This is a genomic window from Flavobacterium fluviale, from assembly GCF_003312915.1.
In the GTDB taxonomy this organism is placed as follows: domain Bacteria; phylum Bacteroidota; class Bacteroidia; order Flavobacteriales; family Flavobacteriaceae; genus Flavobacterium; species Flavobacterium fluviale.
On sequence record NZ_CP030261.1, the window covers coordinates 2,668,001 to 2,688,120 of the forward strand.

The 20,120-nt window shown below is 33.1% G+C and carries 18 protein-coding genes; 14 read left to right on the forward strand and 4 right to left on the reverse strand.

Annotation, left to right across the window (positions count from 1 at the left end; all coding sequences use genetic code 11):
- Positions 1-67: 67 nt before the first annotated feature.
- Positions 68-883: a 2,3,4,5-tetrahydropyridine-2,6-dicarboxylate N-succinyltransferase gene (locus HYN86_RS11740; RefSeq protein ID WP_057118644.1), complete on the reverse strand. Its 816-nt coding sequence runs from the start codon at positions 881-883 to the stop codon at positions 68-70.
- A gap of 262 nt (positions 884-1,145) precedes the next feature.
- On the opposite strand from HYN86_RS11740, the gene HYN86_RS11745 reads away from it, so the two are divergent.
- Positions 1,146-1,775: a PAS domain-containing protein gene (locus tag HYN86_RS11745; protein ID WP_113678196.1), complete on the forward strand. Its 630-nt coding sequence runs from the start codon at positions 1,146-1,148 to the stop codon at positions 1,773-1,775.
- 69 nt (positions 1,776-1,844) lie between these two features.
- Here HYN86_RS11745 and HYN86_RS11750 read toward each other — a convergent pair whose 3' ends face one another.
- Positions 1,845-3,710: an LTA synthase family protein gene (locus HYN86_RS11750; RefSeq protein ID WP_113678197.1), complete on the reverse strand. Its 1,866-nt coding sequence runs from the start codon at positions 3,708-3,710 to the stop codon at positions 1,845-1,847.
- A 249-nt stretch (positions 3,711-3,959) separates the two neighbouring features.
- Here HYN86_RS11750 and ruvX point away from each other — a divergent pair, with 249 nt between their 5' ends.
- Together ruvX and HYN86_RS11760 are read left to right on the forward strand one after the other, a co-directional pair.
- Complete coding sequence (gene ruvX, locus HYN86_RS11755) at positions 3,960-4,373, forward strand: Holliday junction resolvase RuvX (protein ID WP_113678198.1); 414 nt, start codon at positions 3,960-3,962, stop codon at positions 4,371-4,373.
- Positions 4,374-4,499: 126 nt separating this feature from the next.
- On the forward strand, positions 4,500-5,993 hold the full coding sequence (locus HYN86_RS11760) for a malate:quinone oxidoreductase (protein WP_113678199.1): 1,494 nt from the start codon (positions 4,500-4,502) through the stop codon (positions 5,991-5,993).
- Positions 5,994-6,033: 40 nt separating this feature from the next.
- Here the strand turns inward: HYN86_RS11760 and HYN86_RS11765 are convergent, their stop codons facing one another.
- On the reverse strand, positions 6,034-8,256 hold the full coding sequence (locus tag HYN86_RS11765; RefSeq protein ID WP_113678200.1) for an FUSC family protein: 2,223 nt from the start codon (positions 8,254-8,256) through the stop codon (positions 6,034-6,036).
- Positions 8,257-8,458: 202 nt separating this feature from the next.
- Here HYN86_RS11765 and def point away from each other — a divergent pair, with 202 nt between their 5' ends.
- The 3 genes from def to mazG all read left to right on the forward strand — a co-directional run bounded on the left by def (position 8,459) and on the right by mazG (position 10,470).
- Positions 8,459-9,049, forward strand: coding sequence for a peptide deformylase (def, locus tag HYN86_RS11770; RefSeq protein ID WP_113678201.1), 591 nt, complete (start codon positions 8,459-8,461; stop codon positions 9,047-9,049).
- Between the two features lie 61 nt (positions 9,050-9,110).
- Positions 9,111-9,596, forward strand: a complete 486-nt coding sequence (locus HYN86_RS11775) for a DUF5606 family protein (protein ID WP_113678202.1) — start codon at positions 9,111-9,113, stop codon at positions 9,594-9,596.
- Positions 9,597-9,699: 103 nt separating this feature from the next.
- The gene (mazG, locus tag HYN86_RS11780) at positions 9,700-10,470 is read left to right on the forward strand and encodes a nucleoside triphosphate pyrophosphohydrolase (protein WP_113678203.1); all 771 of its coding nucleotides are present in this window, start codon (positions 9,700-9,702) and stop codon (positions 10,468-10,470) included.
- On the opposite strand, the gene HYN86_RS11785 is transcribed toward mazG, so the two are convergent.
- Positions 10,467-11,150, reverse strand: a complete 684-nt coding sequence (locus tag HYN86_RS11785; RefSeq protein ID WP_113678204.1) for a Crp/Fnr family transcriptional regulator — start codon at positions 11,148-11,150, stop codon at positions 10,467-10,469. The two genes, mazG and HYN86_RS11785, sit on opposite strands and share 4 nt — an antisense overlap.
- 202 nt (positions 11,151-11,352) lie before the next feature.
- On the opposite strand from HYN86_RS11785, the gene HYN86_RS11790 reads away from it, so the two are divergent.
- The 8 genes from HYN86_RS11790 (at position 11,353) to HYN86_RS11825 (ending at position 20,049) form a co-directional block, all read left to right on the forward strand.
- The gene (locus HYN86_RS11790; RefSeq protein WP_113678205.1) at positions 11,353-13,740 is read left to right on the forward strand and encodes a heavy metal translocating P-type ATPase; all 2,388 of its coding nucleotides are present in this window, start codon (positions 11,353-11,355) and stop codon (positions 13,738-13,740) included.
- Between the two features lie 115 nt (positions 13,741-13,855).
- Entirely contained in the window at positions 13,856-14,047 is a 192-nt protein-coding gene (ccoS, locus tag HYN86_RS11795) for a cbb3-type cytochrome oxidase assembly protein CcoS (RefSeq protein ID WP_057118633.1), read from the forward strand.
- Positions 14,048-14,049: 2 nt separating this feature from the next.
- Positions 14,050-16,233 (forward strand): cytochrome-c oxidase, cbb3-type subunit I, encoded by a 2,184-nt coding sequence (gene ccoN / locus HYN86_RS11800; RefSeq protein ID WP_113678206.1) that lies wholly within the window; start codon positions 14,050-14,052, stop codon positions 16,231-16,233.
- Positions 16,234-16,240: 7 nt separating this feature from the next.
- Positions 16,241-16,435 carry a cytochrome c oxidase subunit IV gene (locus HYN86_RS11805; protein ID WP_057118631.1) on the forward strand — a complete coding sequence of 65 codons (195 nt, stop codon included), beginning with the start codon at positions 16,241-16,243 and terminating at the stop codon, positions 16,433-16,435.
- Between the two features lie 2 nt (positions 16,436-16,437).
- The gene (locus HYN86_RS11810) at positions 16,438-17,376 is read left to right on the forward strand and encodes a cbb3-type cytochrome c oxidase N-terminal domain-containing protein (protein ID WP_113678207.1); all 939 of its coding nucleotides are present in this window, start codon (positions 16,438-16,440) and stop codon (positions 17,374-17,376) included.
- A gap of 12 nt (positions 17,377-17,388) precedes the next feature.
- Positions 17,389-18,807 carry a cytochrome c oxidase accessory protein CcoG gene (gene ccoG, locus HYN86_RS11815; protein ID WP_113678208.1) on the forward strand — a complete coding sequence of 473 codons (1,419 nt, stop codon included), beginning with the start codon at positions 17,389-17,391 and terminating at the stop codon, positions 18,805-18,807.
- 13 nt (positions 18,808-18,820) lie between these two features.
- Positions 18,821-19,270 (forward strand): FixH family protein, encoded by a 450-nt coding sequence (locus HYN86_RS11820; RefSeq protein WP_113678209.1) that lies wholly within the window; start codon positions 18,821-18,823, stop codon positions 19,268-19,270.
- Positions 19,271-19,347: 77 nt separating this feature from the next.
- Complete coding sequence (locus HYN86_RS11825) at positions 19,348-20,049, forward strand: sulfite exporter TauE/SafE family protein (RefSeq protein ID WP_113678210.1); 702 nt, start codon at positions 19,348-19,350, stop codon at positions 20,047-20,049.
- Positions 20,050-20,120 lie beyond the last annotated feature (71 nt).

Below are 20,120 nucleotides of genomic sequence, written 5' to 3' on the forward strand. Positions count from 1 at the left end.
AAAAAATCCAAATTCCAATCTTATCAATTGAAATTTGGATTTTTTTTACTATATTTTTCTTTAAAATCTATACTGCAACATCGTATTCACGAAGAGCATTATTTAAAGAAGTTTTTAAATCTGTAGATGGTTTACGAGTACCAATAATTAAGGCGCAAGGAACTTGAAATTCTCCTGCTGCGAATTTTTTAGTGTAGCTTCCAGGAATCACTACAGAACGAGCAGGAACAAAACCTTTCATTTCTACTGGCTCATCACCTGTAACATCAATGATTTTTGTTGAAGCAGTTAAGCAAACGTTAGCACCAAGAACAGCTTCTTTTCCTACGTGAACACCTTCAACAACAATGCAACGAGAACCAATAAAAGCGCCATCTTCGATAATAACAGGAGCAGCTTGTAATGGCTCAAGAACCCCGCCAATACCAACACCACCGCTTAAGTGTACATTTTTACCAATTTGTGCACAGCTTCCAACTGTAGCCCAAGTATCAACCATAGTTCCTTCGTCAACATAAGCACCAATGTTTACATAACTTGGCATTAAGATAACACCGCTGGAAATGTAAGCTCCGTAGCGAGCAACAGCATTTGGTACAACACGAATTCCTTTTGCAGCATAATCTCTTTTAAGTAACATTTTATCATGATACTCGAAAATACCAGATTCCCATGTTTCCATTTTTTGAATTGGGAAATACATAACAACAGCTTTTTTAACCCATTCGTTAACCTGCCATTTATCGCCAACTGGTTCAGCAACGCGTAATTTTCCTGCGTCTACCAATTCGATTACTTCTCTAATAGCATCAGTCGTTGTAGTTTCTTGTAATAAAGCTCTGTTTTCCCAAGCTTGTTCAATTATAGTCTGTAAAGAATTCATACGTTTAAATTTTTGGCAAAGATAAGGTATTTGTAGAAATGCAAAAAAGTAAAGCGACTCGAAAATGTTACAGGTTTAACTTTTTGTTTCTTATTTGTAAAACTATGAAATGTTGTTTTTATCAAAATTCTAAAACTACCTCTAGAAGTTTTTTTTATGTCAAAATATGACAAAAGTCAGATTTTCTGTTTTTTCTTCTCTCTAATTTCGCATCATTGAAAAACATTCCATTCAATAAAATTAATCATATAAGCAGTAAAATATGAATCAAGAAAATCAACTTCAGAACAGAGTAATTATTGACAAAGAGGTAACTTGGGATAAAACACAAGTTATTATGAGTAAAACAAATGCCTTTGGTATTATCGAATATGCCAATGAAGTATTTGTAGATGTTTGTGGTTACGAAGATTATGAATTAATGGGACAGCCGCATAATATTATACGTCACCCAGACATGCCAAAAGTTATTTTTAAAGTGCTTTGGGAGAATCTTAAAAATGGTAAAAACTTTCATGCCATTGTAAAAAATCTGGCTAAATCTGGAAGATATTATTGGGTAATTACCGACTTTGAAATCGCTCGTGACGAAAATGATGTAATCGTAAATTATTTTGGACGAAGACAATCTGTACCGCAGGAAGTAATTGCAATGCATATAGAGCCTTTGTATAAAAAATTATTACAAATCGAAGCGGCAAGCGGAGTTGAATTCAGCGAAAAATACCTAATTGGATTTTTAGAAGAAAAAAAGAGATCTTATGTTGAATATATTAAGGAGTTGATTTACGAACACGAAAAAGCACAGTCCAAGTTTGCTAATTATGTTGAGGAAGAGGACGGAGAAGAGGAAGAACACAGAGGCTTTTTTGGTCGATTGTTCGGAAGATAATTGAAGTTATTTTTTAGGTTTGAATATTTGGATAGGTCCGTCTTGAGTTTTCGAGGCGGATTTTTTATTTTACAAAGTCAGTTGATTGTTGATTACTCTATTATTAAAAGATTGTATATAAGCTTTTATAAATTTTTCGGCTTCTTTAACTTTGAATGTATTCCGTTTCATTAAATTATTTTTTAATAAAGTATCTTCTTTCCATTTATAGAAACCAATAGTTTTATTATTACCAAATGCGAGGTAGAAATCGCCGTCTATATAATGATAAGTACCTTCAAGATAATATACAACAAAGTCATCTTTAACTTTGTAACTCTTTCCAAAGCTTACAATTTCTGCTTTTATATTTAAGTAATCTAAAATACTCGGCATAATGTCAATTTGTTGAAAGTTTTTGTCGTGTACACCAATAAGATCTGGATTTGAAGGATCAAAGAATAAGATTGGAATTCTAAACTTCCCAATATTTGTTTTATCTGTATTTCTATCACCTGATGAAGTGTGATCTGCTGAAATTACAAAAAGTGTGTTCTTGTACCAATTTTGTTTTTTAGCAGTTTCAAAAAATCTTCGAAGAGCGTAATCAGTGTAAGCAATGCTTTCTTGTATTCTTGTAGTTCCTTTTGGAAATTTTCTAATATATTTTTTTGGTATTGTATAAGGATTATGAGAAGAAATGGTAAATAAAGAACTAAAAAATGGCTCTTGAAAAGAAGAAAGTTTCGAAGAAAAGAACTGTAAAAATTCTTCGTCAAAAATGCCCCATTTTCCATCAAAAGCTTCTGGTCCAATATATTGATCCTTTCCGTAGTATTGATCAAATCCTGCCACTTTTGCATATTGATCGAAGTTCTGGCTTCCGTTAAAAGCACCATGAAAAAAAGAAGTCGAATAACCTTCTTTCTTTAAAATTTTAGGGAGACCATTTATTTTATTTACGGAATAACTGGATGATATAAAAGAATTATTCATTAAACTTGGTACACTTGAAAGTATCGACGGGACTGCATCAATAGAAACTTTTCCATTAGCAAATCCATTTTTAAAATAATATGATTTCGTAATAAGAGAATCTAGAAACGGAGTTTGACCACGTCCAATATTTTCATTTCCAAAGCTTTCTAATATTAAAACAATAACATTTTTTTTATCTGGAGTTTTGGTTGTTTTTAATGAAATAACAGGACTGTAGATCTTTTTTAATTCTATAGAATCAAAATAGCTTACTTTTTCAAGATCATCTTTTTTTATAAAAGTCTTTATAATCGTGAAGGGAGTGTTTAGAACTAAAGGGGTATTAGTAATTGAGCCAAACTTTATTCCGTCAACAATCCTTATAGGCTTCTTTTGTAAACCGCCGCGGCCTAAAATCATTAAAAGAGTTACTCCAACTGCCAGAAAAACTGTTTTCTTGTAATAGTCTTTTTTAATTAATTTCTTAGTAAATGAAGTGCCATTTAAATCTGGAATCATTTTCCATAATAGTATACTAAGAATTATAAAAACCACTGCTATGTACCAAAACTCTTGAAGAAAAGATGGAATTAGACCAATTGCTTCATGTTGCATTCCTTTTGCTGTAATCATTCCAAATGTGCTTCTCCTTCCAGTAAATCTATAATAGATAATGTCAATAAAATTTGTAGCAATAAATAACAAATTAACCAGATAATAAGCGATTTTTACGATAAGCTGGTATCTATTAGTGTACTTAAAACGACCAGGTATTAAGTGAGCAATTAGAAAAATCAGATTAATATAACTGACAGCAGTAAAATCGAATAACAGACCGCCAAGAAATGTTTGAAAAGTGAAAGTATCTAGTAGTTTAAAATTTATCAAATAGAATAAAACTCTAGATAATTGATACATCAAAATAATCAATATAAATCTTTTGAAAAACAAGGAAGTGCTTTTTTTGTAATTATTCATTTTAAACCTTTTAAAACAACAACTTTTAGTTATTATTGAAATCTATACTTTTTTAATTGTGAGATAGTTTGCAAATAAAAGTGAGTTATAGTTCATTAAATTACAGAGGAGGACATTTTTATAACGGAATAAGACATTTCTCGCCGTTATTGAATTATATAAAAAAAATAAGGGTTTTTAGAAATTACTCCTTTAATAAGGAATATAGTGTAATGTTGGTTTTTTAATTAAATTTGTCAAAAAAGAATAATGCCAAGAATCCTTTCAATAGATTACGGACAAAAACGCACAGGAATTGCTGTTACAGACGAAATGCAGATTATAGCATCTGGTCTTACAACAATTCCCACTCATACTTTGCTTGATTTTTTAAAAGATTATTTTGCAAAAGAAAAAGTCGAAGCAGTATTAATCGGTGAGCCAAAACAAATGAATGGCCAGCCTTCAGAAAGTGCTTCGGTAATTAATGGTTTTGCAGTTCATTTTTCAAATATTTTCCCAGACATGAAAGTCATTAGGGTTGATGAGCGCTTTACTTCAAAAATGGCGTTTCAAACAATGATCGACAGTGGTTTAAGTAAAAAGCAGCGACAAAACAAAGGATTAATAGACGAGATTTCTGCTACAATTTTACTTCAAGATTATCTTTCCTCAAAAAGATAACGTTGTTGGTCGTATTTTTTATTTATAATTTAATGGTTTTTAGAAAATCCTAACTTTTATCATGTAAAAATTAGTTTTTTTTTGCAATTAAAAAAGTACCTTTGCACTTTAAATAAAAATACTGTTATGCCTGACGAAACCATACGTTCAAATAGTGATGTAGTACTCATTGGCGCTGGAATAATGAGTGCCACTCTTGGAGTAATTTTGAAAGAATTACAACCGGATATAAAAATTGAAATTTACGAAAGATTAGATGTTGCTGCTGCAGAAAGCTCTGATGCTTGGAATAATGCAGGAACTGGACATTCTGCTTTTTGTGAATTAAATTATACTCCAGAAAAGGCAGACGGCAGTATCGATCCTAAAAAAGCAATAAGTATTGCTGAATCATTTGAGATTTCAAGACAGTTTTGGTCGTACTTAGTGCAGGAAAAAAAAGTGCCTTCTCCTGAAAATTTTATTAAAAGCGTACCTCATATGAGTTTTGTGTGGGGAGATAAAAACGTAAATTATTTAAAAAAGAGATTTGAAGCGCTTCAAAGCAATCCAATTTTTTCTGAAATGACTTTCAGTACCGATTTTGAGCAGCTTCAAAAATGGATGCCGCTGGTAATGGAAGGTCGTAATGCCGACGAAAAATTAGCTGCAACGCATATGGAAATTGGTACCGATGTGAATTTTGGTGCTTTAACCAGAAGTATGTTCAATTATTTAGAAAAACTAGATGGCGTTTCTTTATTTTTTAATCACGAAGTTAAAAAACTGAGACAGCGTGAAGACAAGTCTTGGAGAATTAAAATTAAAGATTTATCTACGGGAAAAACTCGTAAAGCTTATACTAAATTTGTATTCATTGGTGCTGGTGGCGGCTCTCTACCGTTATTGGAAAAAGCAAATGTACCAGAAGGACATGGTTACGGCGGTTTTCCAGTAAGCGGGCAATGGCTAAAATGTACCAACCCAGAGGTTATTGAAAAACATCAGGCAAAAGTGTACGGGAAAGCAAGCGTTGGAGCTCCTCCTATGTCTGTTCCTCATATTGACACTCGTGTCATTGATGGTGAAAAAGCACTTCTTTTTGGACCATTTGCTGGATTTTCAACTCGTTTCCTGAAAAACGGTTCCTATTTAGATTTGCCTTTATCGATTAAGCGCAATAACTTAATTCCGATGCTTGCAGCGGGATACCATAATATACCACTTACAAAATATTTGATAGAGCAGGTTCGCCAGTCTCCTAAAGACAGAATGAACGCACTTCGTGAATATTTGCCAACTGCCCGCTCTAAAGATTGGAAATTAGAAAAAGCAGGACAACGTGTTCAGGTTATCAAGAAAGATGAAAAAGAAGGCGGTGTTCTAGAATTTGGAACTGAGGTAATCAATACTCATGACGGATCTTTGGCAGTTTTATTAGGTGCTTCTCCAGGTGCATCTACTGCTGTAGCGATTATGGTTGATTTGATAAGCAGATGTTTTACAAATCAAATTAAAACACCAGAATGGGAAGCTAAATTAAAGAAAATGATTCCTTCTTATGGTCAGACTTTAAATGATAAGCCGGAGCTTTTAGCAGAGCTTAGAAAACATACAGCAGAAGTTTTAAAAATAAAATAAGCTTCTAATATTGATAGATTAAAAAACAAATCCAGATGAATTAATCTGGATTTGTTGCTTTTAGGTCGGTTGTGTTTTTTAGAATTTTTTCGGCAAGATTACTCATCCAGATTAATTGTTCTATAACCATTGAAGCTTCCTGCATTTTGGCTTGGCGCGTTTCTTTGTCAAGTTCGTCATCTTCTGCTAAGCGCGTAAAGTTTTTTCGCTTCAATTCTTCAAATTGTAATGTTACATCTTCCTTTTCAAAAAATGTATCTTTTAAAACAACTTCATTCCTTAAAATAGAAATAGAATGATCAAGATTGGCTAAAATAGTTTTGATGATATAATTAAAAGATTCAGAAGCAGAAGTTGTTTGATGGGATTGAATGTAAGTTGACAGCGATGCTAAAGCAGATAATAAAGAATGGTTTAGAACCACGAGTTTATTTACCAAAGGCATTGTTTTCTGTTTTGATTTTGGTTCCTGCATCATGCGTTGAAACGACGTCATCAAATTTCCTATTTCAACAAAAGCATTTTTTCTGGCTAATCTATAGGATGTTGGGACTTCTCCTTTTTTATTATAAAAATCAGCAATTTCCTTGAGATAATTTCGATTGGCACGAATGGCATTTTCAATATGAATGGGAGTATTAATAAATTCCCATGCCGGCCATAAAAATTGATTGGCAATAAAAGCTAGAACTGCGCCTGCGAGTGAATCTAAAATTCGGTATTGAATAACTTCATTAATATCCGGAGTTAAAATTCCGTATATAAAAACCACATACATCGTGACAAATGTTGCGCTGATCTTATAATTGATCTGCGTAAACGAAATTCCCAAAAGCATACAAATGATTGAGAAAATACTCAAAGCAACATGATTTTGAATAACAGAAACAATTCCGAAAGCTAAAATCCCTCCCAAGACCGTTCCGAACATTCTATTATAGGATCGCTCTTTTGTTAAGCCATAACCCGGACGCATGATTACAACAATTGTCAGCAAGATCCAGTAAACGTTTTGAAAAGGAAGAATCTGACCCAGAAAAAAACCAATCAGAATTGTAATAGTTAATCGCAGCGAATGCCTGAAAATAGATGAGGAATAACTTAAATTTTCGATCAAAGTTCGAAGCGGATAATATTGCGGCGTAAGGAATTTTTCAAGCTCTTTATCTTTGTCTTTTAATTTATAAGACTGCATTGCCAATGAAAATGCTCGCTGAATAATCTTGATTTTTCCAACCTGATTTTTAGCATATTTCAGCATATTCGTCAGCATTAAAACGCCTTCGGCTGCTTCATCTTTTCCTAAAGTTTTTTCGTAATCAAAAATTGCAAATTCAAGGGCATCAAGTTCGTTCTTTAAATCATGTTTGTCTACATAAACGCTGATGTGGCGAACATTTTTTGAAAGTTTTTTTAAAGTCGAAGCCAATTTATAAGCCACATTTTGATAGGTTCTTAAAACCTCTGGATGCTTCGCAAATTTGATGTGAAGTTTGCTGTGATCAAAAGAAGTATAAAGCGCAAGTTCTTGAATTTCGACTAATGTGATAAAAACCAAAAGCATTTTTCTATTCTGACTTGTAATTCCAGATGCATTCTGATTTCCGATCAGCATTTTTCTCAAATCTTCGTGAATAAGATTTAATTCTACCTGAACAGCCAGTTGTTTTTCGATAATTGCTTTTCTATTCGCTTCGGGACTCCATAAATCGCCTCTTAATTTTAAATATTTGGCAGTTAGTTTTATACCTTCAGCAATTTGTAATTCTACATATTTATAAGGCTGTACTAAATGAAAAATAAGCGAAACAATTAAGTATAAAATTCCTCCAATAAATATAAAACCAGAATATTCTAACGCCTGCCAGCCCTCGTGCAAATGCCCAAACGAAAGGGAAATAGATAATAATGCAGAAAAAGATATTAAAGTTGCACGCTGTCCGTAAACCGAAATCATAGAACAGATAAACAGTAAAAATCCTAAAAATGGATAAAATAAAACAGGATAAGGATAGACCAGATTAACCAAAAGGTTAACGCCGGAAACGATAAACGATGCAGCAATTAATCCTTTAATTTTATGACTCAGTGAACTTGGAATATCGCTGGGATAAGTATAAAAAGCTCCTAGTGCTATTGTAAAACCAATTTCAAAATGACCTAAAAAATTTAAAACTAAAACAGGAACAACAGAAGCAATGGTTACTTTAGAAGCATTGAAAAAAGAGGTACTGTTGGTAAATTTCGAAATTTTATCAAACATAAAGAGAGGTTTACTAGCAAAGGTAAGAATTGTACGAGTGATTTTGGCATAATTATAGCTGAGATTTTTAACGGTTTTGAAAAAATATGATATAAAATAGTAATAGAATTATTCATTGACTATTTTTTACTATTTTTGCCAGCTGAAATATGAGAACTTTAGTTCTGGTTTTGCAGCACATAAAAAACATAAATAAAAACAAATGATTTTACCAATTGTAGGATACGGTGATCCTGTTTTGAGAAAAGTAGGGCAGGACATTACACCAGAATATCCAAATCTAAAAGAAACGATCGCAAATATGTACGAGACTATGTATAATGCGTACGGAGTTGGGCTTGCAGCACCGCAGGTTGGACTGCCAATCCGTTTGTTTGTTATTGATACAACGCCTTTTAGTGATGATGAGGATCTTCCTTCAGAGGAACAAAAAGATTTGAAAGGTTTTAAAAGAACTTTTATCAATGCTAAAATCGTTAAGGAAGAAGGTGAAGAGTGGGGTTTTAATGAAGGCTGTTTAAGTATTCCAGATGTTCGTGAAGATGTTTACAGAAAACCAATTGTTACAATTGAATATTATGACGAGGATTTTGTAATGAAAACAGAGGTGTTCGACGGCTTAATTGCAAGAGTAATTCAACACGAATACGATCATATTGAGGGGATTTTATTTACAGATAAAATTTCGTCTCTTAAAAAACGTTTAATTCAAAAGAAACTAAAAAATATTACTGAAGGAAAAACGTTTCAGGAATATAGGATGAAGTTTTTTGCAGCCAAAAAAGGGAGATAAGTTTTCTAGATATTTAGAAACAAAAAAATAAATCAAATTCTTAATACTAATTTTAATAAAAATGAATTTAACGAAAATTTTAGCCATTTCAGGAAAACCAGGTCTATACGAATTGAAAGTTCAAACTCGTACAGGTTTTGTGGCGGAATCATTAATTGATGGGAAGAAGATTACTGTAAATCTAAAAAGCAATGTAAGTTTATTGTCTGAAATTTCGATTTATACTTATGAAGGTGAAAAACCATTAACTGAAGTAATGCAGCAAATTGCCGTTAAAGAAAACAAAGGTCAAGCGATTTCTCATAAAGAAGACAATGCTACTTTAGCCGCATATTTTAAGCAGATTCTTCCAGATTACGACGAAGAAAGAGTTTATCCATCAGACATCAAAAAAGTATTAAACTGGTATAATACGCTTCAAGCAAAAGGTTTAGTTACAGATTTAGCTCCAGCTGTTGAAGAAACTAAAGAAGAAGCTCCAGCTGCTGAAGAAAAACCTAAAAAAGCTCCAGCTGCTAAAAAAGCAAAAGCTAAAAAAGAAGAATAGTAACTTATTCTTTTAATTATATATAATATCCTGTTAAGATAGTTTTCTTGACAGGATTTTTTAATTTTACAAGATCGAGTTTTAAATTAAAAAGAGCTTCAAGATGAATAGAGAAAACCAGTTACAAGCATTTGAGAGATTATTAAATATCATGGATGAACTTCGTGAACAATGCCCGTGGGACAAAAAGCAAACCCTGCAGACATTGAGACATTTAACAATCGAAGAAACTTATGAACTAGGCGATGCTATTCTGGACAATGATTTAGATGAAGTTAAAAAAGAATTGGGAGATTTGCTATTGCACATTGTTTTTTATGCTAAAATAGGAAGCGAAACAAACGATTTTGATATTGCCGATGTCTGCAATGAAATCTGTGAAAAATTAATTCACCGTCATCCTCATATTTATGGTGATGTTAAAGTGGAGAATGAAGAAGAGGTGAAACAAAACTGGGAAAAATTAAAACTGAAAGAAGGTAAAAAATCTGTTTTAGAAGGTGTTCCAAGAAGTCTTCCAGCTTTGGTTAAAGCAAGCAGAATTCAGGATAAAGTAAAAGGAGTAGGCTTTGATTGGGAGGAACCGCATCAAGTCTGGGACAAAGTACAAGAGGAATTACAAGAATTACAAGAAGAAGTAAAATCTGGAAATCAGGATAAAATTGAAGACGAATTTGGTGATGTACTATTTTCGATGATCAATTACGCCCGTTTTTTAAATGTTAATCCAGAAGACGCTTTAGAAAGAACTAATAAAAAGTTCATCAAACGCTTTCAATACTTAGAAAGTAAAGCAAACGAATTAGGAAAACCTTTGATGGATATGACGCTTACCGAAATGGATGTTTTTTGGAACGAAGCTAAAAAACTTTAATTATCGGCCAATTTTTTTAAGGCGCGAACATTTTTAAGCATTATCTTTTTACCAACCAATTCAATCAATTCCAATTTATTAAAATCAGATAATAAACGAATACAGCTTTCTGTTGCAGTGCCAATAATTCCAGCAAGTTCTTCTCTTGTCAATTGAACTTTTAGGGTTTTATCGGTGTCTTCGCCAAACGCTTCGTGTAACTGAAGTAAGGTTTCTGCCAGTCTTTGCTTCACTGTTTTTTGGACCAAAGCAATTTTTTCATTTTCAGATTCCTTTAAATCTTCGCAGACAGACTGCATCATATTTAAAGAAAACTGATTATTGCTGTTAAAGAAGTTGATGATTTCGGTTTTAGGAATAAAACAAACTTCCATGTCTGCAATAGCCTTAGCAGTTAAATTTGCCGGCTCATTACTAATCATAGAACGCTGCCCAAGAAGTTCACCAGATTTTACCAATTTTACAATTTGGTCTTTCCCGTTTGCACTCAATTTGGATAGTTTACCAACGCCGTCTTTCACGCAAAAAACACCATTGGTTACTTCACCTTCTTCAAAAATGGCTTCACCTTTTTTAATTTTATAAGTGGTTTTGCTGTTTGCTAGTTTTATAACTTCCTCTTTATTAAGAGCTTTTAAAGAGCTTAGCTGGCGTACAATGCATTGATCACATTTATTCATGACAATATTTGTTTGCTGCAAAATTAAGGATAATTAAAGTTTTTAAGTACTATTATAGGGTAAAATTATTATAAATAAGGATTCGTAATGATTTGATAATTCTAAATATATTTTAATAATAGTGAATCTGAATATAACATGATAATTATCATTTTAATGATTCGTGTTTAATCGGAAATTTGTGCCCTATAAAAACAAGTTTATGAGGGAGCAAAGTTGTTTTCATTGTGGTTTAACTATTGAACAAAATGAAGAGATCGATTTTGATGATAAGAAGTTTTGTTGCACAGGCTGTAAAACAGTTTACGAAATTTTCAGCAGTAATGACTTAACCTCTTATTATGATTTCGAAAAATCGCCTGGTGCTACTCCGCAGGACATTGCAGGCAAATATGATTTTTTAGAAAACGATGCCATACTTTCAAAGGTTCTAGAATTTCAAGAAGGAAATACAGCCATTGTTTCTTTAAATATTCCTCATATTCACTGCAGTTCATGTATTTGGATTTTAGAAAATCTAAACCGCTTACAGCCTGGAATTAGTATTTCACAAGTTAATTTCCACGAAAAGAAAGTTAGAATTAACTTTAATTCTGATGTCGTTTCTTTAAAAGAAATCGTTAACCTTTTATGTTCAATTGGTTACGAACCTTATATAAGTTTAGAAAATTACGAAACAGCAAAAGCAAAAGTAGATAGAAGTTTAACTTATAAACTTGGTGTAGCCTTTTTTTGTTTCGGAAATATTATGCTCCTTTCTTTTCCCGAATATTTCGAAATGAAAGAATTCTGGCTAGATAGTTACAAACCTTTTTTCAGATTAGTGATTTTTCTTTTAGCTCTTCCAAGTTTTTTATATTCAGCAAGTGGTTATTATGTTTCTGCTTATCACAGCATTAAAACCAGAATGTTGAATATTGATATTCCTATTGCTTTAGGGATTATTGTAATGTTCATTCGCAGTTCATATGATATGTTAATGGATCACGGTCCAGGTTTTTTTGACAGTTTGGCAAGTTTAGTATTCTTTATGCTTCTTGGTAAAATGTTTCAAATTAAAACCTATAGTTTTTTAAGTTTCGAAAGGGATTTTAAATCTTATTTTCCAATTGCGGTTACCAAAATCCACAAAGATTCTTCTGAAGAAAATGTAGCAATCTATGATGTTTTAAAAGGAGATCGTTTATTGATTCGAAATCAAGAACTTATTCCTGTAGATGGAATCTTAATCAGCGAAAGCGCAGAAATTGATTATAGTTTTGTAACTGGAGAAGCTGTTCCGATCACTAAAAAGTCGGGAGACAAAGTATTTGCAGGCGGCAAACAGATTGGAAAAGTGATTGAAATGGAAGTACTTCATTCTGTTTCTCAAAGTTATTTGACGCAGTTGTGGAGCAATGAAATATTTCAGAAAAAAGTAGACCAAAAACACAAAACCATTACAGATGCAATAAGTCATTATTTTACCCCTATTTTGATGCTGATTGCATTTACTGGTTTTGGTTATTGGATATCTATAGATGCAAATATTGCTTTTAATGTTTTTACGGCGGTATTAATTGTGGCATGCCCATGTGCGCTGGCTCTTACGGCTCCATTTACCTTCGGAAACATTCTGAGAATTTTGGGTAAAAAGAAATTCTACTTAAAAAATGCTGTAGTAATTGAACAGCTTGCTAAAGTTGATACTATTGTTTTTGATAAAACGGGAACAATTACGACCAATAAAAAATCGAATATAGTATACGAGGGAAATGCCATTTCTGATTCAGATAATATATTAATTAAAAATGTGCTTCGCGGTTCAAACCATCCTTTAAGCCGTATGCTTTATGATTTTCTTCCAGAAACAAAACGGGTTCAAGTTGATAATTTTCAGGAAATCACAGGAAAAGGAATTTTAGCTGTTGCTGCTGATAAAGAAATTAAAATTGGTTCGGGACAATTTGTAGATGATATAGTTACAAATAGTTCAGAGATCGAAAAGACAGCTTTGCACATTAAAATTGATGGAGTTTATTTTGGAAAATTTGTTTTTCAAAATCAATATCGAGAGGGATTAGAAGATCTTTTTTCAATGTTGAGCAGAGAATATGAAATAAAAGTACTTTCTGGCGATAATGATGGAGAAAGAGGAAATTTAGAAGCTATTCTTCCAAAAGATACTGAATTAATCTTCAATCAAAAACCAGAACAAAAACTCGAATACATCAAAAAGCTCCAAGAAAAAGGGAAGAATGTTATGATGGTAGGCGATGGGTTAAACGACGCTGGAGCATTAGCGCAAAGTAATGTTGGAATATCAATTTCAGAGAACGTAAATGTTTTTTCACCAGCATGTGATGCCATATTGGATGCATCTGAATTTTCAAGGCTCAATTACTTTTTAAAACTCTCACACAAAGCAATTTTGGTAATCAAAATGAGTTTTGGTTTGTCATTGCTTTACAACGTTGTTGGACTGGCATTTGCAGTTACAGGAAATCTGCTTCCAATAGTAGCGGCTATCATTATGCCTTTGAGTACGATTACGATCGTCAGCTTCGTTACTTTAATGTCTAACTATTTTAGCAACAAGGATTTAAAATAATTTTAATTGGTGTAATAGAATAGTCTATTTTATTTTAGTATTCTTCCTTGATTATGATAATTATCATATTTTAAACGCCAATCACCTAGTAATTTTGTTAACATAAATTTACGGTATGAGTGTTATTTATCTATTAATTTCAGTGAGTATTTTCGTGGCAATTTGCTTCTTTATTGCCTTCATCGCAGCTGTCAAATCTGGCCAGTACGACGACGATTATACACCCTCAGTCAGAATTCTTTTTGACGATGAGACCAAAATTATTTCCCCAAATAATAATTCACCAATCGAAGAAAAACAAGTATAATTATGGAAATGGAACAGTTTTATTACGACAACAAAATTGTAAAAAAATTCATTTACGCCACAATCCTCTTTGGTGTTGTGGGTATGTTAGTGGGACTTACCCTTGCGGTAATGTACCTTTTTCCCAACATGACAGATGGGATTTCGTGGCTGAGTTATGGCCGTTTAAGACCATTACACACCAATGCAGTAATTTTTGCCTTTGTGGGTAATGCCTTTTTTGCAGGTATGTACTACTCGCTGCAAAGATTGCTAAAAGCCAGAATGTTTAGCGATTTTTTAAGTAATCTTCATTTCTGGGGATGGCAGCTTATTATTGTTGCCGCGGCTATTACACTTCCATTAGGTTATACTTCTTCTAAAGAATATGCAGAATTAGAATGGCCAATTGATATTGCAATCGCGTTGATTTGGGTAGTAATGGGAATCAATATGATTGGAACCATGCTGCGTCGTAGAGAACGTCACTTGTATGTTGCAATCTGGTTTTACCTTGCAACATTTGTAACAGTTGCTGTACTGCATATTTTTAATAATATTGAAATTCCGGTTTCTGCTTTAAAAAGTTACTCTGTTTATGCAGGAGTTCAAGATGCACTTGTACAATGGTGGTATGGACATAATGCAGTTGCATTTTTCCTTACAACACCGTTCTTAGGATTAATGTATTATTTCATTCCTAAAGTGGCAAACAGACCTGTTTACTCATATAGATTATCTATTATACACTTCTGGTCTTTAATCTTTATTTATATCTGGGCAGGACCACACCACCTATTATATTCTGCATTGCCAAACTGGGCACAGAATCTAGGAGTTGCATTTTCAGTAATGCTAATTGCACCATCTTGGGGAGGTATGATTAATGGACTTTTAACTTTAAGAGGAGCTTGGGATAAAGTTCGTGAAGAACCAGTTTTAAAATTCTTCGTTGTAGCAATTACAGGTTACGGAATGGCAACTTTTGAAGGTCCGATGCTTTCTTTGAAAAACGTAAATGCTATCGCACATTATACAGACTGGATCGTTGCCCACGTACACGTTGGAGCTTTAGCTTGGAATGGTTTCATGTCATTTGGTATTATTTACTGGTTAATTCCTCGAATGACAAAATCGAATTTGTTCTCTAAGAAATTAGCAAACTTCCATTTCTGGATTGGAACTTTAGGTATTATTGTCTATACCATTCCTTTATATGTTGCTGGTTTTCAACAAGCTTCTATGTGGAAACAATTTAATCCAGACGGTACATTAACTTATGGAAACTTCCTTGAAACGGTAACTGCTATTATGCCAATGTATTGGATGAGAGCTATTGGTGGTAGTTTGTACTTAATTGGTATGCTGACATTAGTTTATAATATCATAATGACAGTTAAAGCTGGAAGTCCGGTAGAAGATGAATTGGCTCAAGCACCTGCTTTACAAAGAATCAGCAGCGGACGTGTAAGAGGGGAGAAATTCCACTCTTGGTTAGAGAGAAAACCAATTCAATTAACAATCCTAGCTACAATAGCAATTTTAATTGGAGGTATTATTCAAATTGTACCAACTATAATGGTAAAATCAAATATTCCAACAATTTCGAGTGTAAAACCATATACACCGCTAGAACTTGAAGGACGTGATTTATACATCAGAGAAGGTTGTGTGGGATGTCACTCTCAATCAGTTCGTCCTTTTAGAAGTGAAGTTGAACGTTACGGAGTGCAGGCTAAAGCTGGAGAATTTGTTTACGATCATCCATTCTTATGGGGATCAAAGCGTACAGGTCCAGATCTATTAAGAGTAGGTGGCAAGTACAATGATAACTGGCACTTTAACCATATGTGGAATCCGCAAAGCACATCTGCGGGATCAATTATGCCAGGTTATAAGTGGTTATTTGATAACAAACCTATGGACATTTCTTTAACGCAAAAGAAAATGGAAGCAATGATTTCTTTAGGCGTGCCATATTCTAAAGAAGAAGTTGCAAATGCACAAAGAACTTTAAGAGAGCAGGCCGTTAAAATAGAAAAAAGCTTAGAAAGTGATCCTGACTTTGTAAAAAGTTATGAAGACAGCCGTAAAAAAGCTGCTGCAAAAGGAGAGAAATTCATTCCGATGAATGAAAGAGAAATCGTTGCTTTGATTGCTTATATTCAAAGACTTGGTACTGATATTAAAGTAAAAGAAACTAAATAACAGCATTATGTTTGAACAAATAAAACACAATATGGAAACAATATCGGGTATAGAAATTTACCCGATTCTTTCTCTCTTGATTTTCTTTTTCTTTTTCGTAGGATTGGGCTTTTGGGTGTTTTCTTATAGAAAAGATAAAATTCAGGAAATGAGTAGTATACCTTTAGATGAAGGACTTGTTGTAATTACAAAAGATAGATAAAAATGAAAAAGTTTTTCCCAGTATATGTTAGAGTACCTTTGATTTTCTTCATCGTATTTGCTTTGATGGAATATTTTGTAGACTCAGGCGACAGACCTGCTTTTATAAAATATCCAATGGTATCACTCTTTTTGTTTGTCTTCTTATTTATTTTAATTGCAATTGAAATAACACTAAGTGCTGTTAACCGAGTGATGTATCAATTATTATCACCAGAAGAAAAGGCAAAATTAGAACATGAAGAAAGTTTAAGTTTTAAAGAAAGCACTTGGTTTAAAAACCTAATGCAAAAATTGACTAAAACCTCACCAATTGAAAAAGAAGGCGAGCTGCTGATGGATCATGATTATGATGGAATCAAGGAGCTTGATAATAATTTACCGCCATGGTGGGTATATTTATTCTACATCTGTATCATTTTTGGAGTAATCTATGTCGTTCGTTACGAAGTTCTCGGAGCCGACAATCAAGAAATGGAGTTGAAAAAAGAAATGGCTCAGGCAAAAATTGATGTTGAAGAATATTTAAAAACAGCACCAGATTTAATGGATGAAAAAACAGTTGTTTTACTTACTGATGAGCCAAGTTTAGCTGCTGGAAAAGAAATTTTCACAACCAATTGTGCCGCATGCCACAGAGCTGATGCCGGAGGACAGATTGGTCCAAACTTAACAGATAATCGCTGGATTTTAGGAGGGGGAATTAAAAATTTATTCCACACAATTACGAATGGAGGTCGAGATGGAAAAGGGATGATTGCCTGGAAAGGAACCTTAAAACCTAAAGAGATTCAAAAAGTAGCAAGTTACATTTTATCTCTTCAAGGAAGTAATCCAAAAGATCCGAAAGAAGCAGAAGGTGAGGTATGGACAGATGAAAGTACCCCAGCAAATGAAGCTGAAGCAACCGCACCAGAAGCAACCGCAGCAATTAAAAAATAAAAAAATAATACCATGTCAAATTTACCAGACGAAGCTTTTAGAGATACTATTGGAACTATAGATGAAGGTGGTAAACGGAAATTTATTTTTCCGAAGAAGCCGTCTGGTAAATTTTACAATTACAGAAAAATTGTCAGCTACATTTTATTGGCAATTTTAGTTATCAATCCGTTTATTAAAATAAATGGGAATCAGTTTATGATGTTCAATATAATGGAACGTCGTTTTAATATTTTTGGATTCCCTTTTTGGCCTCAAGATTTTTATCTCTTCGTAATTTCAATGCTTATTGGCGTTGTATTTATACTCTTATTTACAGTTGTTTTTGGCCGGATATTTTGTGGCTGGATCTGCCCGCAGACTATTTTTCTTGAGATGGTTTTTCGCCGTATCGAATATTGGATAGATGGAGACCGCGGTTCGCAGTCACGTTTGGCAAGACAGGAATGGAATGCTGAAAAAATTAAAAAAAGATTAATCAAGTGGACAATTTTCTTTCTGATTTCTTTTGGTATCGCAAATGTTTTCCTAGCATATTTGGTTGGAAGTGACGCTCTGTTTTTGATGATTGAGCAAGGTCCAATTCAGCAGGCGAGTAATTTTATTGCACTTCTTATTTTTACGGGAGTTTTCTATTTTGTTTTTGTCTGGTTTCGCGAACAAGTCTGCATTATTGCTTGTCCTTACGGAAGATTGCAAGGGGTTCTTTTAGATAATAAATCAATCAATGTGGCATATGATTTTGTTAGAGGTGAAAAAGAAAAAGGAAGAGCAAAATTTAATAAAAAAGAAGATAGGGTTTTAACTGGAAAAGGAGACTGTATAGATTGTCTTCAATGTGTTAATGTCTGCCCAATGGGAATAGATATTAGAAACGGAACACAGTTAGAATGTACAAATTGTACAGCTTGTATTGATGAATGCGACCATATAATGGATTCAGTAGGTTTGCCAAAAGGCCTTATTCGTTATGCTTCTGAAGATGAAATTGCTAAAAAAGAACCTTTCAAATTCACTGCAAGAATGAAAGGTTATACCGCAGTACTATTTATTTTGTTGAGCATTTTTGTTGGGATGTTGTTCTTAAGAACCGATGTTCAGGCAGTTGTTTTACGTTTACCAGGACAGCTTTTTCAGCATAATGGAGATAAAATCAGTAATGTTTACACGTATAAAATTGTAAACAAAACAATGAAAGATTACCACGATATTCATTTCGAATTAATCGATCAAAAAGGAGAAATTAAAAATGTTGGAAAACAGTATTTTAAAGTTGCTAAAGAAGGAATTTCTCAAGGAACATTATTCATCGAAATAAATGAAGTTTTATTGGAAAGCGATAAAACAAAAGTAAAAATAGGAGTTTATAATGGTTCTGAACTCATAGAAACAACAACTACAAATTTCTTAGGACCACGCAGTTTTAATTAAAAAATTAAATAGTATGAAAATTAATTGGGGTACCGGAATTGTCATTGCATTTGGATTGTTTATGACGTTTATTTTATATTTTGTTTTTGAAGTACAATCAAATTCTAAATACGATAACGATTTGGTTGTCGAGGAATATTACAAGCATGATACGCATTTTCAGGAAGAAATGGCCCGAATTCAAAATGCGCATGATTTGCAGCATAAACCATCAATCAAATATACAGATAATGGTGTAGCAGTAACTTTTCCTGCTGGATTTGAAAGTAATAAAGTAAAAGGCAATATTCTACTATACAGACCTTCAAACAAAAAATTTGATTTTAATACTCAGATTGCCTTAACCAATTCAGAATTGATTATTCCGCAGAAAAAATTAATAAAAGGCCGCTGGGATGTCAATATGGAATGGCAGTACGAAGGCAAAAAATATTTAACAAAAGAAGTTATCTACGTAAATTAATAATGCTCCGAAAGGAGCATTTAATTGGTAGAAAAAGAGATTAATGATTAATAATGTGCAATTAAAATTCAACAAAGATGTTATTCTCAGCTTTCTTTTTAGGTCTCATCAGTAGTCTGCATTGCGTTGGAATGTGCGGACCCATTGCTATGATGCTTCCCGTAGACAGACAAAATGAAGCAAAAAAAGTGACTCAGATTATGACCTATCATTTTGGTCGTTTAGCCGCTTACGCTGCAATCGGACTGATCTTTGGATTATTAGGAAGAGGCTTCTTCCTGGCAGGATTACAGCAAAAAATGTCTATAATTGTTGGTGTAATTATGATTATCGTTGTTTTAATTCCAGAGAACAAATTTGCCGAGTATAATTTTTCTAAACCAGTCTATAAAATTATATCTAAAATTAAAACGAATTTAGGAAGTCAATTTAAAAACAAAAGTTACAAATCTCTTTTTACAATTGGTCTCTTAAATGGTTTCTTACCTTGCGGAATGGTTTATGTTGCCTTATTTGGAGCAATTGCGATGCAGAGTGCTTCTTATGGAGTTCTTTACATGTTGTTATTCGGCATAGGAACTATACCATTAATGACAATTGTTGTATATGTGAATAAACTGTTGAAATTACCATTTAGAAATAAAATTCAAAAAGCAATTCCGTATGTTGCGGTGATAATTGGAGTTTTATTTATACTTAGAGGATTAGGATTGGGAATTCCCTATATTTCTCCCTCAAATATGAGTTTATTTGTACAGCAGACTCCAAACTGCCATTAGGATAAGCAACGTTGGATGTAATTTTAGAGACATAAAGATTCCAATGTCACTTAGTTATGTGCTAGATATGT